18 protein-coding genes and 1 other RNA gene are annotated in these 14217 nt (G+C 52.5%); 14 read left to right on the top strand and 5 right to left on the bottom strand.

All coding sequences use genetic code 11. The features are described 5' to 3' along the window. Positions 1-61: 61 nt before the first annotated feature. The gene (locus tag ABNP31_RS18070; protein ID WP_350012621.1) at positions 62-550 is read right to left on the bottom strand and encodes a DUF2938 domain-containing protein; all 489 of its coding nucleotides are present in this window, start codon (positions 548-550) and stop codon (positions 62-64) included. An 82-nt stretch (positions 551-632) separates the two neighbouring features. Between ABNP31_RS18070 and ABNP31_RS18075 the strand changes: the two genes are divergently transcribed. After that, positions 633-1055: a helix-turn-helix domain-containing protein gene (locus ABNP31_RS18075; RefSeq protein ID WP_085664011.1), complete on the top strand. Its 423-nt coding sequence runs from the start codon at positions 633-635 to the stop codon at positions 1053-1055. Between the two features lie 54 nt (positions 1056-1109). Here the strand turns inward: ABNP31_RS18075 and ABNP31_RS18080 are convergent, their stop codons facing one another. After that, positions 1110-1880, bottom strand: a complete 771-nt coding sequence (locus ABNP31_RS18080; protein WP_350012622.1) for a pirin family protein — start codon at positions 1878-1880, stop codon at positions 1110-1112. Positions 1881-2106: 226 nt separating this feature from the next. Here ABNP31_RS18080 and ABNP31_RS18085 point away from each other — a divergent pair, with 226 nt between their 5' ends. The 11 genes from ABNP31_RS18085 to ABNP31_RS18135 all read left to right on the top strand — a co-directional run bounded on the left by ABNP31_RS18085 (position 2107) and on the right by ABNP31_RS18135 (position 10620). Then, positions 2107-2433: a hypothetical protein gene (locus tag ABNP31_RS18085; RefSeq protein ID WP_085664010.1), complete on the top strand. Its 327-nt coding sequence runs from the start codon at positions 2107-2109 to the stop codon at positions 2431-2433. A gap of 319 nt (positions 2434-2752) precedes the next feature. Further along, positions 2753-4129, top strand: a complete 1377-nt coding sequence (locus ABNP31_RS18090) for a site-specific integrase (protein WP_350012623.1) — start codon at positions 2753-2755, stop codon at positions 4127-4129. After that, positions 4130-4528 (top strand): hypothetical protein, encoded by a 399-nt coding sequence (locus tag ABNP31_RS18095; RefSeq protein WP_350012624.1) that lies wholly within the window; start codon positions 4130-4132, stop codon positions 4526-4528. 172 nt (positions 4529-4700) lie between these two features. Then, positions 4701-4895 (top strand): hypothetical protein, encoded by a 195-nt coding sequence (locus ABNP31_RS18100; RefSeq protein WP_350012625.1) that lies wholly within the window; start codon positions 4701-4703, stop codon positions 4893-4895. Positions 4896-4953: 58 nt separating this feature from the next. Further along, on the top strand, positions 4954-5712 hold the full coding sequence (locus ABNP31_RS18105) for a phage regulatory protein/antirepressor Ant (RefSeq protein WP_350012626.1): 759 nt from the start codon (positions 4954-4956) through the stop codon (positions 5710-5712). Next, positions 5712-5999, top strand: coding sequence for a hypothetical protein (locus tag ABNP31_RS18110; RefSeq protein ID WP_350012627.1), 288 nt, complete (start codon positions 5712-5714; stop codon positions 5997-5999). Before ABNP31_RS18105 ends, ABNP31_RS18110 begins: the two co-directional genes overlap by 1 nt. A 264-nt stretch (positions 6000-6263) precedes the next feature. Next, entirely contained in the window at positions 6264-7097 is an 834-nt protein-coding gene (locus tag ABNP31_RS18115) for a helix-turn-helix domain-containing protein (RefSeq protein ID WP_350012628.1), read from the top strand. 1051 nt (positions 7098-8148) lie between these two features. Then, positions 8149-8721 carry a hypothetical protein gene (locus ABNP31_RS18120; protein WP_350012629.1) on the top strand — a complete coding sequence of 191 codons (573 nt, stop codon included), beginning with the start codon at positions 8149-8151 and terminating at the stop codon, positions 8719-8721. A gap of 25 nt (positions 8722-8746) precedes the next feature. Beyond that, on the top strand, positions 8747-9115 hold the full coding sequence (locus tag ABNP31_RS18125; RefSeq protein WP_223624320.1) for a hypothetical protein: 369 nt from the start codon (positions 8747-8749) through the stop codon (positions 9113-9115). Between the two features lie 66 nt (positions 9116-9181). Further along, positions 9182-9793 (top strand): hypothetical protein, encoded by a 612-nt coding sequence (locus ABNP31_RS18130; RefSeq protein ID WP_350012630.1) that lies wholly within the window; start codon positions 9182-9184, stop codon positions 9791-9793. A gap of 350 nt (positions 9794-10143) precedes the next feature. Further along, positions 10144-10620, top strand: coding sequence for a hypothetical protein (locus tag ABNP31_RS18135; protein ID WP_350012631.1), 477 nt, complete (start codon positions 10144-10146; stop codon positions 10618-10620). Between the two features lie 306 nt (positions 10621-10926). On the opposite strand, the gene ABNP31_RS18140 is transcribed toward ABNP31_RS18135, so the two are convergent. Beyond that, a complete protein-coding gene (locus ABNP31_RS18140) occupies positions 10927-11778 on the bottom strand; it encodes an AbiJ-NTD4 domain-containing protein (protein ID WP_350012632.1) in 852 nt (283 codons plus the stop codon). 206 nt (positions 11779-11984) lie between these two features. On the opposite strand from ABNP31_RS18140, the gene ABNP31_RS18145 reads away from it, so the two are divergent. Together ABNP31_RS18145 and ABNP31_RS18150 are read left to right on the top strand one after the other, a co-directional pair. Next, a complete protein-coding gene (locus ABNP31_RS18145; RefSeq protein ID WP_350012633.1) occupies positions 11985-12557 on the top strand; it encodes a recombinase family protein in 573 nt (190 codons plus the stop codon). Positions 12558-12598: 41 nt separating this feature from the next. Next, positions 12599-12817, top strand: a complete 219-nt coding sequence (locus ABNP31_RS18150) for a hypothetical protein (protein WP_183674011.1) — start codon at positions 12599-12601, stop codon at positions 12815-12817. Positions 12818-13032: 215 nt separating this feature from the next. Here the strand turns inward: ABNP31_RS18150 and ABNP31_RS18155 are convergent, their stop codons facing one another. Further along, complete coding sequence (locus ABNP31_RS18155; protein ID WP_350012634.1) at positions 13033-13824, bottom strand: short-chain dehydrogenase; 792 nt, start codon at positions 13822-13824, stop codon at positions 13033-13035. A 208-nt stretch (positions 13825-14032) separates the two neighbouring features. Beyond that, positions 14033-14129: signal recognition particle sRNA small type (gene ffs / locus ABNP31_RS18160), an RNA gene on the bottom strand. Between the last annotated feature and the right edge of the window lie 88 nt (positions 14130-14217).

Here is a 14217-nt window from a genome sequence, read left to right on the forward strand (position 1 = left end):
AAGCATCCTGAAAGCAGATCGCATTACTGCTACCGATTGCTCGTCTTGAGGAATGTAGCTCTCACACAGCCGCAACCAAACCCGCACTCAAGAACATCCCCACGCCAAACACAAAATGCGTGGCCAGGCTCTTCAAGCAGTTGCGCGCAGGCGTCGGCGTCCTCGACGCAAAGAACCCCGCGCCCATCGCCGGCTGCATGAAGCACAAAGGCGCCACGACCGTCACCACACCAACAACCAGCGCAGGCAACAATGTAGGTGCCAGCAACCAGCCCTCCCCCACGATCACGACCAGCAGCATCGCGAACAGCACGCCGATGGCGTAATGAATCCCCCATCCCAACGCCAGCTCATGCCGCACCGGTTCCGCCTTGGCAATCGCCTGGTGCCGCACACGCCCGTGCAGTAAATGCCCCGCCCAACGCCCGACCATGGCGAAGTTCAGCGTGGCGACACCCATCCGCCTCAGCAGCAGCCCCCACAAGTCCATCACCATCGTGGCACCGATACCAATTGGCAAAGCAGCGGAAAACATCGCAGTAAACGTCATTGAACAAGCCCTCGAAGATTGACGGTCATCACCATGCCGCGCAGCATAGAAGTTGAAGTCAACTTCAAGTCAAGGGCCCGAAATGGACATTGCCGACGTCGCCAAACGCACAGGCGTACCCGCCTCGACGCTGCGCTACTACGAGAAGAAAGGCCTGCTCAAGTCACTCGCCGGGCCTGGCCAGCGGCGGCAGTTCGCAGCCGATGTTGCAGACCGGCTGGCGTTGATCGCCCTGGGCCAGGCTGCGGGGTTTTCGCTGGATGAAGTGGGGACGATGCTGGTGGACCTGCAGGTCGACCGGCAGATGCTGATCGCCAAGGCCGACGAACTGGATGCACGGATCAGGCGCTTGCAGGCGATGAGCAAGGGCCTGCGGCATGCGGCGCAGTGCCCTGAGGAAGATCACCTGGAATGCCCGAAATTCCAGCGGCTGATGAAGCTGTCGGCGGCGGGGCATGGGAAAAAACAGGGCAGTTCAATATTTGTCTTGAAGCGGCCAGATTAAATCACCACCCGACTGCATCGGGACGGTCGCGGCAGGAAGGCAGTCAGAAGGCACCTACCGGCGCCGGGCACATGCCTGCGTCTTGCAGCCCCCGAAGGATTGCTTCCTGGAAGGTACCAAGCCTGTTGCCCGGAGATCGAACACCAGCACCTGCGCATCAGTAGCGTGGCTGAACGTGACCGCCTGGGTTTCCGTCAGCTTCAGTCCATCGCCCTCCACAACAGTTTCTCCGTTCACCCGGAGCCTGCCAGCGACAACGTGGACATAGGCGTGTCGTCGCCCTGCGAGGGCCAAAGTATGCGACTCACCTTGTGAGAAGTTGCCCGCATAGATTTTCGTATCCTGGAGGATTTTCAGCGATCCGGCTTGCCCCGTTTTCGAGGCGATCAGCTGGAGCTTTCCATGCCGTTCTCCGGCCGGAAAGTGCTTCTGTTGGTATGAAGGCTTGGTGCGAGACAAATGAGGGGTCAGCCAGATTTGTAGCAGGTGCACAGGCTGGGTAGCGGAGGCATTGAATTCGCTGTGCTCGATACCTGAGCCGGCGCTGATGAGCTGAAAGTCGCCTGCGTGAATCCTGGTGCTGTTTGCCAGGGTGTCTCGATGGGCCAATGTTCCCTTGAGGACATAGGTCAGGATCTCCACATCACGATGGCCATGTTGGCCGAAGCCTTTACCCTGTGAAATCCAATCTTCGTTGATGACGCGCAGGTCCGAGAAACCACTCTCTTCCGGGTTTCTATAGCTTCCAAACGAGAAGGAATGCCGGGATTTCAGCCACGGCAAACGGGTAGCGCCCCGATCACCTGCCTTGCGGATCTCTTTCATGCTCACACCGAAATGCATTGCTTCAAAGAGGACGCAGCTTAGAGGAGAGTTTGATCGAATAAAAATATCAGAAACTGCTCTGAATCATCGATTTGATAGACATTCGGTGATCCTGAGACGCTCGTTACTCATCAAAATCAATGATAGGTAACATCGATATTTGCCTGTTTTCTATCAGCCAAATGAAATGGAGAATGGCGCCTGAACTCAAATCTGGAACTGTCTGATGCGCTTTCTGCCTCTTGCTGCTGCCTCCTTCACTATCACACTGCTGGCGGGGTGCGCATCCGCGCCTAACCAGCCGACAAAGGAGTTGCTGACCGCAAAATCTCCAGAAGCTTTTTCCGCCTGCGTCATGCAGAAGTTGCAAGAGAATCAGCAATCGCCGAACGTCACCCATTCGAGCCGAAGCTATCGCGTGATCCTGAGCAGCCCTGTTGCGGCGGACAATGTGATCGAGACGTTCAAAGGAGACACGGGCGGGAAAGTCTACGTTTATCAGCGAGGGCTCTTTTCTGAAAACCTCGTTCGCGTAGCTTCCCAATGCGCTTGAGGAGAGGAAGGCTCTCACCAGGCCGAAGTTGTCGAGTTGGGTAATGCGAGGAATCCTTGAGAATTCAAGGACCTGAAATGGAGGCGGCCCCACCAGCCACACCCCGGCACTCGATGTTCCCGCTATGGCTGCTCCCTTCCGGGCCTGACCAGGTCGCATGCAAGCATGCTCGGGAATCGATGCAGGCCTTACAGGGCAAGGGTTTCAGGCTGATGGGGTAGCAGACGCTCTACCCGTGCAGACACTCAGTACGGTCGCTTAAAACTTGGGGTGTAGCCAGCACTGTCACACTTTGCTGTCACACTTTGGTGTCACACCCATGGCCTATCTGATCAGACGCAAAGCCGTCTACTACCTGAATCTCAAGCTACCCAGGCACCTCTTCCCGAAGTGTCACACTTTGCGTTTGAGCCTGAACATCAGGCACCGGCAGAGCGCCTTGTTCCTTGCCGCATCCATAGTCCAACGGCTACATGGCCACCTTAACGAACACCCGCTGACAGACCTTCAGACGCTTCGTGCGTTATGTTCACAGTGGCGAGACTCAGTCCCAACACCAGCCATTCCCGTAGCACCACGTGCGACCTCGACTGCGCCAGTGAAGGTCGGGAGCGACAGCCCGACCCTCGCCACCCTATCGAAGCTCTATATAGAAGAAGGAAAACGCGGTGGCACATGGCGGCAGGTCAGTGCGGATGAAGTCGAGCGTGCTTTATCTGACCTGTTCGAGCTGATGGGTGACATGCCTGCCCTAGCCTTCGATGCTCAGCAAGCACGCCTGCTGAAAGAACGACTCAGCCGCTGCCCGCAATATTTCGGGTTACGCCCCGAGTTCAAGGGCAAGACGTTGAAGCAGATTGTGGAGTCGGGCACCACCTACAAGACGATCACCGCCGTTACGGTAAACAACCGGCTACGTAAGCTCACGGCCTTCATGAACTGGTGCAAGGTGAACAGGTACGTCACCGAGAATCACTTGGCGGGCATCAAGGTCATGACGGGGTCGGCCAAAGAAGCTCGCCTGTCATTTGATCGTAGCGATCTGGCAGCACTACTGGATCATGAAACGCTACGAAAGGAAGCCCGTAAGCACCCATGGCGATACTGGCTACCGCTGCTTGGGCGAGCTACCGGGGCACGATTGGAAGAGCTGTGCCAGTTGCGGGTTGATGACTTCACAGAACAACAGGGTGTTCACTGCATGCGCATTGATGACAGCCGTGAAGGCCAGAACCTGAAGAACGCCAGCAGTCGTCGCATACTCCCTCTGCACCCTGCCCTGCTGGACCTGGGCCTGCTTCAGCATGTTGAATCCGTCAGAGCCAGTGGCGCTGATCGCCTGTTCCCCGAACTGGAAGCGGTACGAGGGAAGCTGGGCCATGCTCCGTCGAAGTGGTTCGGTCGGTACAAGACGAAGCTCGGCATCACCGATTCTAGAAAGACCTTTCACAGCTTCCGTCACACGCTCATTGATGATCTGCGAGATGCTGGGATACAGGACTCGCTGATCAAGCGTATCGCTGGCCATGAAGATGGGGCGGTGACCTTCAGCATCTATGGCAGCCGGAGCCCGTTGAAGGCGATGGAAGTGGCAATACGCCATGTCCCCATTCACCCAATCTGCGATAATAGAGAACACCGCACACCTCATGCTCCCCAATCAATGTCTCACGCGAATAGTCAGGACCTAAGCTAAATGTTTAAGAAAGTATTTATACCATGCCTCGCTCTTGCAACAATAAATTTCCTCGGCGCCTACTTATCTTATAAGATCGGCAAAGATTACCCATGGGGAGTAGGTATTCTAACATCTGGGGCCTTAGTTTTCTTCATGCAGCTCAGCTCCCCATCAAACGAAAGCAAAGATTCAAGGCTTCGATCTGCCATCGCCGCAGGAATTGTTATCCAATATCTCGCACTGGTTGCAACAGTAGCATTCTTTGAACAAGGCCCCAAGGAACTCCCCCCAATCACACAGACACTCATAACAAATTTCACATCGATTGTCGGAGTTGTGATCGCCTTCTACTTTGGCTCTTCCGCCTATATCGAAGCTCACAAAAAAGAAAATAAGCCCTCTTCGGAAAAGCAATAGACCTCGTTTAAAAACCAACCGCCCCTATTGCCGTTAAAACTGACGTACAACAACCGTTGATAACGGCAATAGCTCTCACCCTTCCGAAATCCAACCCCTCCCCCCAGGTTACGGCAAAGAGTCTGATGTAAGACTGAGCGTTGCCTACACGGAACGTGTAAACCGTGAATGGGTGCAGCGAACTTACGCCGGCTTCCTGACTGACGAAGAGTTTGTAGCCATTCTGGACAACGGCAAGGATTTGTATTTCTTCGCTGATGATTTGCGTGAACGTCTGCCTAAGTACGCTGAGTACCGGGCAGAACGGGAAGCAGAGTATATGGCTCAGATGCAGCAGTATCTGAGCGAGATGAACGAAGCAGCATAAATAATAAGGCGCCTACAGAGGTGGGCGCCAATTCATGCCCTGGAGGGCAACCGAGTTAATGAGTCAAGTTACACATATTACTGGCAACACCGATGCACCGCTGACTATGAGCAGCGTAGAGATTGCCGAGCTGACTGGAAAGCGGCCCGCTGATGTTAAGCGTGACATCCGCAACATGCTGGAAGCGATGGGTTCCACGACTGAGCAGTTTTGCTCACACATGAAAGTGCCTATGCCACGCGGGGGATACCGCAAGCAGGAGGTGTACGCCCTGCCCCGGCGAGAGGTAGACATTCTGCTTACCGGCTACAGCGTACCCTTGCGGGCCAAGGTGATCGACCGTTGGCGTGAGCTGGAAGCCGAGGTGGCCAAGCCAGCACCTGTGGCCAATCTGAACGATGCAGCACAGCTCCGTAGTCTGCTGCTGGGCTACACCGAACAGGTGATGCAGCTGGAACACAAAGTCGGTATCCAGGCAGCGAAGATTGCCGAAGACGCACCAAAGGCAAATTTCCACGATAAGGTTGCTGACTCGGAAGGTTTGAAGCCAGTTGCTGAAGTTGCAAAGATCCTTGGTACTGGTGAGAAACGCCTATTCAAGTATCTGCGTAAACACAAGATTCTGATTAGCGAGGGTGCCACACGTAACACGCCATACCAGCCGTACTTGGATAGTGGCCGTATGGATGTGAAGTGCAGTGACTACACCGTTCCTGAGACTGGGAAGGTTGTAATCCATTCTCAGCCGTTGTTCACAGGTAAGGGTTTGATTTGGATTCAACAATTTATCGAGGAGCATGGACGGGTGGGCCTGTAATGATCGACTTTGTACTAGCAAAATGGATGGCAATTGCTATTGCCTACGGCATTATCTATGCCGTGTATGTGATCTACGCCCTGTTCGCACTGCGATTCAAGCGTCAGGCACAAGGTCGCCGGGTAACAGAAGATGACTTCTATGAGGTACTGGGTGAAGCCCTGATTGGCCCAGTGTTGTTGTCTTACCGTGTGATGAAGAACTTCTTCAGCGGTATCAAGACTTCGATCTTGGCGATGGTGAATGCTGGTCTGCCTAAGCCGGGGAGCGCCTGGCGTGCCCTATAATTGACACAATGGCAATTAATGGTATTAAACAAAAACCTCTTGACACATACTGGTTGGGCTGTACTATCGCCACACCTGTCCATAGCAGGCATCCGCAACACCTCACCTTACAGACCAACACATCTCGCTTGCTCAAGCCAATAGGCCACTGAGCAGAGCGGGTTTCGTGCGGCCTGAAATAAGGATCACCGTTTCCAACTACCAAATGCCGGAACACGTCGAGGATTTGCACATGAAATAACAACACACGAAGAGCAAACAATTATGGAACAAGACGAAACCGATAGCATCTTACTTTCTAAATCCGAATTTGAAGCGCTAGATGCACGAATTAGAGCCAACGCTGACAGATGGCTTGAAGATAACACCCCGAAGAAAAAGTTTAAGGTCAAACGTAAAGCCAAAAGCAATCGTGGACCCAAGCCACGAGTAGTCGAAAATCCATTCTACGGGGTCATTGGCTGTGCAACACGTTGGGGCCGTTACCCAGTGTTTGCACTTGACGTCATCGAAGGAATCGCACGGTTGGACTGGCATAGTCGTGGTATCGGCGCTGATGGAAAGTCCATGCCCTTGTCTGTAAGCAATCTCACGGTGATTCTGGAAAACTTACCTATCATCACCAACGAAGCAATAGAAGATCTGCTGCAACTGGGGGAAAGGCACGCTCGGCGTTACTTCAAAGCGATTGAGTTGATCATTCCATGGATGATGAAGAGTCGGCCTCAGTCCCTGATCAATGAAATGGATGACATCGACCCTGTGCCGAAACCTTGTGATTGGGAAGATTTGGACGACGCTCGGACACCGAGTGCAGAAGAGCTGGCAAAGCTGCACCACGACCTTCGTACCCTGACTGAATACAATGCGGCTGAAGAGTACGAGTGGGATTACCCAACCTGCCAAACCACAGCGACAATCGTAGCGTTCCCAGCTTGCCATCAGCGTCGACACCCCAAGAAGCAGGCCGTGATGCGGATGCTGGCACAAGACCAGGCGGTTAAGGCCATTGAGCGGTTGACTGGCGTATCGGCAAAGACCATCAGAAAGTGGCGAGACGAGGTGCAGACCCTACAAGATAGGCTGCAAGTCGCGTAAGCGGCCTTCTCACAGGGGGGGAGTAATACGGCCGCATGTATCTGTAGGCAATCACCAAAGCAGAGAATTGAAACCATTTACCTCTATGAACTTATCATCGTGGCGCCCACGCCACAGCAGGACAACCTGTGCCTGAAGCACGGATAACACTCTATTAAGCAGGGGAAGAAAGGGGCAAACCCTTTCCCCGCTCTTGATCTTGCTTCTAACTCTACAAGCATCTTGTGCAGCAAAACCTAGTAACGGTACGTTACATCTAACCCTATAGCTCAAGCTTAGAGGTCTGGGGGCTCTTGCCTCTGCCCCCACCATATCTATGGCCATACTTCAAAGAAGTTATAACTCTATAAGTTGGAAGCAGAGTGGTGCACCAGCACCCACCCATCACCAGCGCTTAAAACTTCTGATCAGTGCATCGTGACGATGCCGTCACACATTAACACGCACTGTGCAGGCTGATAACACTGTAGAGCCAGCCACTGCCCTACCACACAGTCTGGCACTATGGGCAAGACACCACTCCTGCACGCCCTGTCAGGCATGTGACCATAACTCTAATGCCAGACAGCAACATGCGAGGCACAGCACAAGAGCACCGTGAAATGAAAATAAAGTTTCAAAATAGGACCCAAAACACTTGACACCCATGCCATTGTGGTAAACTAGGTATTAGTTTAGCGAGACTGCCATCAGCTCTCATCATTGCCTGCAACGGGCAACAGCGTACAAACACTCAGTACGCAGAAAGACAACTTAATAGAAACCTAACCCGAAGCTCGCCATGAGTGACGGGTTTTCTATTGCCACAAAGAAACACCTACACAAACAAGAGTACACACATGCAAAAGAGTTACCCATTGCAGCGGAAGTCTTGCGACCACTGCAACAAGACCTACTACAGTCGGTCACACCGTTCCCGCTGGTGCAGCTCGGCCTGCCAGACGAGAAACCACAGAGCCAATAATGCAGTCAGCCAAGAAGAGCTAGAGCAACAGTATCTTGCCCAAGAAGCAACAACCAATGAATCACAACAACAGGAAACACATCAGCAATGATTAGTACAGAATACACATACGGTGAAAAAGTCATCGAGTTCTTCAAGCACGATGAAGCAGAGCTAAGCCGCCTGATAGAGCAGAAGGTTGCACGTTACAACGCTAACGCTCAGGGGCTGTACTTCAAAGACCCTGCTGCCAATATCGAGTGGTCGTGTAAGAAACCTCTTCATCTCGCACTGCTCGACTTACAGGAAGAATGGCGAAAAGGCTATACCCTCGTCAATGCCCGATACGACACACTTGATTTCAAAGCCCAGCTGCGAAAGCCAGACAAGGTAATTAAGTCTGAGCTTCGCACACTAGCAGACCAAGCACGAGCTGAGTACGAGAAACACCGACACGAACGAAACATAGCGGAAACAACTCGCCAAGTTGAAATCACGCTATCCATTAAGCGTCGCCGTGAAGAGAAAGCCCTTGCTGCAACCAACGTAGCCACAGCAGAAGCTGAAGCCGCAGCAGCCGAGGCGATGGCACTGGCAAAGATCCAACAAGACCTATTAGATGAAGAAACAGCGTTGGCTGATCTAGTACGCGCCTACTCAAAATCACAAGGGGCGAGCTAATCGTCCTACCCACTTGGAAGCACTCTTGAACTATTTCGCAGTACACAAGCAGTCGAACACAATTCAACGTGTCATATCTTCAAGCTTTACGCCCACCAACACCGACAACACTACCTTCTATCCAGCAACCGATGGTCGATTGAGTCAGTATTACGCCAGGCTTAAATTTGATACCCCTATCGACATATACTCGATCATCGGCAAACCAAAGATTCCAGAGATCCTACCGCTGACACCAGAAGGCAAGATCGCACTTACAGACTATGTATTGAAGCATCGCCAGCATGAGACAACCGAAGCAATGGCGTCAGCATGGCGGGTGTCAGAGCGGACCATCAGAGACATCTTGTCCAAGCTTACCACCCCCCTACCCTTGACTACCCTACAGGGCTAGGGGGTGGTAGCCCTCTGGAAGCCCCGTATATAGGGGCTTGTAGAAGCACTGTCGGACGAGTCTGAGATGCTGGCAGCAGAGTTACAGACCCACCATTCAATGAATATGCCCAGCTTCATCGCTGCCTATATCGGCACATGTTATCAGTTCACCATCCAGATTCCAGCTGATACAAAGTACATCTTCTTCAGCTCCCCGGTTGTCCGCACCATCGGGCTTATGAAGAAGGCGGGAACAGCCCACACCTTCCGAACGAACATCGAAGGCACGGTTGAGGTCTATGGGTTCAGAGACTCACCACCACAAGCATCTGGCAACGTCGGGTTCCAGCTCTTTGATGAGTACGGAAATCTGACCTTTGATGCCGGCTTCATGAAGCCTGTAAACGCCCTCACCGTACCGACGACAGGTGTAGAAGTTCAGCCTTGGCCAAACGCTGCCCGCCAGTACGCTGTGGGCTTGGGTGTGTACCCGAAGCAATGCCGTGGCGCTTCGCAGGCTGGCGTCCCGTGGGGCATATTGATGTCGTACTGTGTTCGCGTTGGCCCTAACTCTGGCGGTGGTGGTTTGACCGCCATTGCTAGCCGACCTTGGGGCAGTGCGGGCGGACCAGCTCCAGGCACAACACCACTTGCATCGCCACCAACAGCAATGACGGTTGATGTAACGGGGCGTTGATTGATCAGCACCCACAAGAATTAAACAGTTCGTAGAGCCGGGCAGGTGTAATAGATTTCAACCTGAGCAATACTCGAAAGTTGTTGAGTTTTTGGAAGTAGCCGAATGCACTAGTTGTCGACTTTCTGGAAAACATAGAAACACTACACACACACTACGAAAAGCAAGTATCGACTTAGTGAAAGAGAAAATTTTAGTTAGTTTTCGAGTTTTTGTACTTAGTGTTCGAGTTTCCTAGAAATCCCAACCAAAGTGCCAGCACCCGATCAAGAAAATTCTACCAAACCGCTTGACAAGCTCTCAGGCACGCCGCTAGCTTGGAATAAGAATCCAACCGAAGGAGCATGTCAGTGCTTACCGAAAAGCCCGACCTAAGTGCCGATGAAGACAAATGGCGAGAATATGCCAAAGCAGGATGCGAACACCTGAAGCAGGAACTTTCTGTGTTTCTTCAGGAAGAGTTTGGTTTCACAAAGTCCAAGGTGGATCGTTACCTGTATATCGCCCTAGGCTCGACCGTAAAAGCCGATAACGGCCAACGCGACTATGATCTTTACTTGCGGCTCTTCCCGCCCTTGGCAGTCGGATGGCCTCAGGAAACACTGGTACTTGCACGACTCATTTTTGTAGCCGAACGCAAAGGCCACGGTCGAAGCCTATTGAATTTCCTTGTGAAGCTCGCACCAGTGATTGGCTACAGGTACATCGCCATCGAGGCAGCAAATGATAAATCGAGCGCTTTCGGCAAACGCTTTGGATTTGAACTTTACAAGGGTAAGAACGGCTGGCTTGGCTCTATCGATAACATCCAACAAGCACTTCTCTAAAACCAAGTTCAAACTTATCTGGTGACCGCACAGCATTTGCTGCGGTGGCTCACTCGGCTGACTTATTAGAACATGAAATTTCAGAAGAGCTGGACACAGTGAACTGTGTTCAACGTAGACCGCTGTCTAAGCTAGTTCGCCAAGGTCGGCCTGAGGCGATGACCGTTCAAAAGGAGCCGCAATGAGCTAATGAACAGCTAACGGATTAACTAATCGAGTTGTCTACCTTTCTTGGTCGTCTGGATGCTGCCAAGCTTGTATAAGCCCCTATTCACGGGGCTTATGAAACGCAAGGATCAAGCCAAGTCAGCGTTCGCAAGTGTCAATGGCGAAATTTATGAATGCCGAACAGCATATCAGCATGAAGCGAGCATCCGCCTTGGTCGTTGTAGCATCATCTTTCATCATTGCGTGCCGAATACCGTCGCCATCACTCGCATAGCCGTACAGTTTACTGAAAGCCTGCTTCACTGTAGGCTCGAGACTATGCTTATTTTCCAAGACTTTGAGGGCATCCCCTAAAGTAGCTTTTGAGTTGCCGGTAATGTGCCTCGCCAGAGACTCAACGGCACTAATGCTTTCCTTTATCGAATTCCGATAATCGGGCTTATCTCTGTTGGTGAGTAGACCTAAAGCTGTCTGAAGGTGGCGTTTCACACCCGCATAAGGCTGCGACGCTTGAATAGCACCTTCAATCTCGTCCAGCTCGGCGCCTGAGGTTATTGGTGCGATTTTCAGATCAATGAACCTATAACCAGAGTTGTGACGCTCCAGCACATGATTTGCGAACTCAACGAATGAGCTCCTCCAGCGCCGTGAGTTATTCGTCTCATCTGGCCCGCTTTCTGCCATGAACTCTAAGAAATCGTAGACTTTGTTCCAAGCGCTACCCATGAACCTTGTGCGTATGGAAGCAACAAGCTCATACCAATAACCGGGGAGCTCATCAATACTGATCTCATGATGGAAAGCGTAGATTTTCGCGAAACTAGCGAAGTTGGAATAACAGAGTCGGTTAGACGAGTATCCGTTCTGATAATGCTCCCAGAACGAGAGAGTGAGCACATTCCAGAGCGCAAGACGAAGCCTTTCATCTATGTCGTCAACCTGGATAGCCCTAGTGGCCGGCTCCAACCCCATACGCTGCGAGAAACTCATTTGCACCCCCTTGGCGAGTTGACCCGATAGTAGCGCATAGGATAACCAAACGGTAAGCGTTGCACCTCTGAGTCACAGCATCATAAAACGACCGTTAAACGATGCCGTCAAATCTGGTCTGTATAGGTATCAACAAAATAGGGTTTACACCACATGGCGATACCGATACTATGATCCCACGTTAAATGATCCCTTGGGTGATGCCGATGTCTCGTACCTTCCTTTACTGCCGTGTAAGCACGTCGAATCAGTTCACCGAGAACCAAGTCCAGGACGTGAAGAACGCTGGCTTCGATGTACAGGCCAGCCGGGTAATCGAAGAGACTATTTCCGGCAGCGTCCCCGCCAGTGAGCGCCCCGGCTTCCAGAAGTTGCTTGAGCGGATGGAATCGGGTGATGTGCTGATCGTCACCAAGCTGGACCGTCTTGGACGCAACGCTATGGATGTACGACAGACCGTCGAGCAACTGGCAGCAACCGGCATCCGTGTTCACTGCCTTGCCCTTGGTGGCGTAGACCTGACCAGTGCAGCGGGCAAGATGACCATGCAGGTGCTTGGTGCTGTCGCAGAGTTTGAGCGAGATTTGCTGATTGAGCGTACCCAGTCCGGCCTGAAACGTGCCAAGGCAGAAGGCAAGAAGTTGGGACGCCCTGAAGCGGTTGATACCACCAAGGCGGTGCAGAAGGCCAAGGCCAAGAACATGACACAGGCGGAAGTGGCAGCCGAACTCAACATCGGTATCGCCACGGTCAAACGCCACTGGAACAAGCCGCTGTAAGGCCCTACGCTGCGGTATCTGCCCTATAACGAGAACGCCACATGGATGATAAAGCTACGGCTGATTTCTCAGCTACAGCCGACGCCCTAGAGCTGCTGCATATGAACCAGACAGCCTTGAGAGCAGCCATTGAAGAAGTAAGTACATGGATTAGACAGCGTGGGTCTGTAAATGCCCACGAAAACACCATGACCTGCCTACAGGCACTTGATGCCAACGCTGATGCCATCACTTCAGCGATAGAACGCCTTCGCACGTAGCCGCCTTCGGGCGGCTTTTTGCTGTCTTGGATATTCTGAAATCGTACGGTGTGGCTTGCACCGGGCCAGCTAGTAGCATTAAGCACTGACCCACACTGAGCCGACTTTTCGGCCCAATGCTGCCGATGATATTCCCGCCCCGGCTCATGGACGATATTCGACTGTGGGCGATGGTCTGCGTGCAAAAGTTGGGGTGACCACTTTGCTTCCCGTGATCACGCTTTACTGACAAGGCCATGAATAGCGCTTCTTGCCTGTTGCAGCTTTTTCTGCTTTGCCGCTGCGGCCAGCTTTTCATCTAGCACCAGTTCAATTCCCATTTTTACGACCGGGAACGCCGCTAGGCACTCGTTCTCTGTCAGCTCGTGTACGCCTTGACTTAGAATCTTGTACATCGAACGATTCTCTACAAGGAATTCGGGCAGGTGCCCATCTAGCAACAGTATCCGTTCAGCCATGCGCCCGTTGCGGTAAGCCTCGTCATCCCATCCATCATCGGTTTTCGCGACCTGATATGCAGCATCAACAAGATTCTCGAAAATTCGCCTTAGATAGACGAATGAGCCCACCCCCACACCGTGTGCAGCCAAGCCGATAGCTTTTGTGAACTCCTTGAAGTCTTCTTTGGAAAGCACAGCAGAGTACTGACGGACATCATAGGTGTTAAGGGCCGCAAGGGACGGATACTGACCAATTTTCTGCACCGTCCTGCCCTCAACGTCGAACAGGAAATACAAGGTGTGGGACGTATTCCGAGAGCACTTAAGCCAGACGCTAAGCCGTCTACTCCCTACCCACGCGCTAGCATATTGCGGAATGCTCCCGCTGATGGTCTGGTGGAAAATGCTGTGTGAATTACATCCCGGGCAGTACGTGTCGATTGGGTCCTGGGCGAAGAAAATGTTCCAGCCTTCCTGATCGTGCTCTTCAGCAAAAGTGAATTGCTCGTACAACGGATAGTCGATACAGAATTCTTTTTTCGTGGGTGGTGGTTTCTGTGCGGTCATACAAGCTGACTCAAAATGGCGAGATAGGAAGTGTAAGCCATCGACAGAGGCGACCAAACCCCTTCAAACCACTAGATTGGCTACTGGCAGTGGGAACGATATGATTGCGGGTACAGTGCACCACCTAGGTGTACCCAAACGCTGTCACACTTCGAGATTTTTGAGCGAAAAATCCTTGTAGAATCAAGGATTTAGAGAATGGAGGCGGCCCCACCAGCCACACCCCGGCACTCGATGTTCCCGCTATGGCTGCTCCCTTCCGGGCCTGACCAGGTTAACGGGTAATCAATGCGGGGGGACCGATGGGGCCACCACTACAAGGCTCGCTGAACAGCGAGTGGCGCCATTGTACCGGTCTTGGGGGCAGATACAACCTCTGGAGCAGAAAAAGTC

Origin of the sequence: Pseudomonas asiatica, assembly GCF_040214835.1 — a bacterium.
GTDB classification, from domain to species: domain Bacteria; phylum Pseudomonadota; class Gammaproteobacteria; order Pseudomonadales; family Pseudomonadaceae; genus Aquipseudomonas; species Aquipseudomonas putida_Z.

Excerpts from the sequence above, each read along its gene's own strand:
- ABNP31_RS18070 (WP_350012621.1), bottom strand. The coding sequence starts at position 550 with ATGACGTTTACTGCGATGTTTTCCGCTGCTTTGCCAATTGGTATCGGT.
- ABNP31_RS18075 (WP_085664011.1), top strand. The coding sequence starts at position 633 with ATGGACATTGCCGACGTCGCCAAACGCACAGGCGTACCCGCCTCGACG.
- ABNP31_RS18080 (WP_350012622.1), bottom strand. The coding sequence starts at position 1,880 with ATGAAAGAGATCCGCAAGGCAGGTGATCGGGGCGCTACCCGTTTGCCG.
- ABNP31_RS18085 (WP_085664010.1), top strand. The coding sequence starts at position 2,107 with ATGCGCTTTCTGCCTCTTGCTGCTGCCTCCTTCACTATCACACTGCTG.
- ABNP31_RS18090 (WP_350012623.1), top strand. The coding sequence starts at position 2,753 with ATGGCCTATCTGATCAGACGCAAAGCCGTCTACTACCTGAATCTCAAG.
- ABNP31_RS18095 (WP_350012624.1), top strand. The coding sequence starts at position 4,130 with ATGTTTAAGAAAGTATTTATACCATGCCTCGCTCTTGCAACAATAAAT.
- ABNP31_RS18105 (WP_350012626.1), top strand. The coding sequence starts at position 4,954 with ATGAGTCAAGTTACACATATTACTGGCAACACCGATGCACCGCTGACT.
- ABNP31_RS18110 (WP_350012627.1), top strand. The coding sequence starts at position 5,712 with ATGATCGACTTTGTACTAGCAAAATGGATGGCAATTGCTATTGCCTAC.
- ABNP31_RS18115 (WP_350012628.1), top strand. The coding sequence starts at position 6,264 with ATGGAACAAGACGAAACCGATAGCATCTTACTTTCTAAATCCGAATTT.
- ABNP31_RS18120 (WP_350012629.1), top strand. The coding sequence starts at position 8,149 with ATGATTAGTACAGAATACACATACGGTGAAAAAGTCATCGAGTTCTTC.
- ABNP31_RS18130 (WP_350012630.1), top strand. The coding sequence starts at position 9,182 with ATGCTGGCAGCAGAGTTACAGACCCACCATTCAATGAATATGCCCAGC.
- ABNP31_RS18140 (WP_350012632.1), bottom strand. The coding sequence starts at position 11,778 with ATGAGTTTCTCGCAGCGTATGGGGTTGGAGCCGGCCACTAGGGCTATC.
- ABNP31_RS18145 (WP_350012633.1), top strand. The coding sequence starts at position 11,985 with ATGTCTCGTACCTTCCTTTACTGCCGTGTAAGCACGTCGAATCAGTTC.
- ABNP31_RS18150 (WP_183674011.1), top strand. The coding sequence starts at position 12,599 with ATGGATGATAAAGCTACGGCTGATTTCTCAGCTACAGCCGACGCCCTA.
- ABNP31_RS18155 (WP_350012634.1), bottom strand. The coding sequence starts at position 13,824 with ATGACCGCACAGAAACCACCACCCACGAAAAAAGAATTCTGTATCGAC.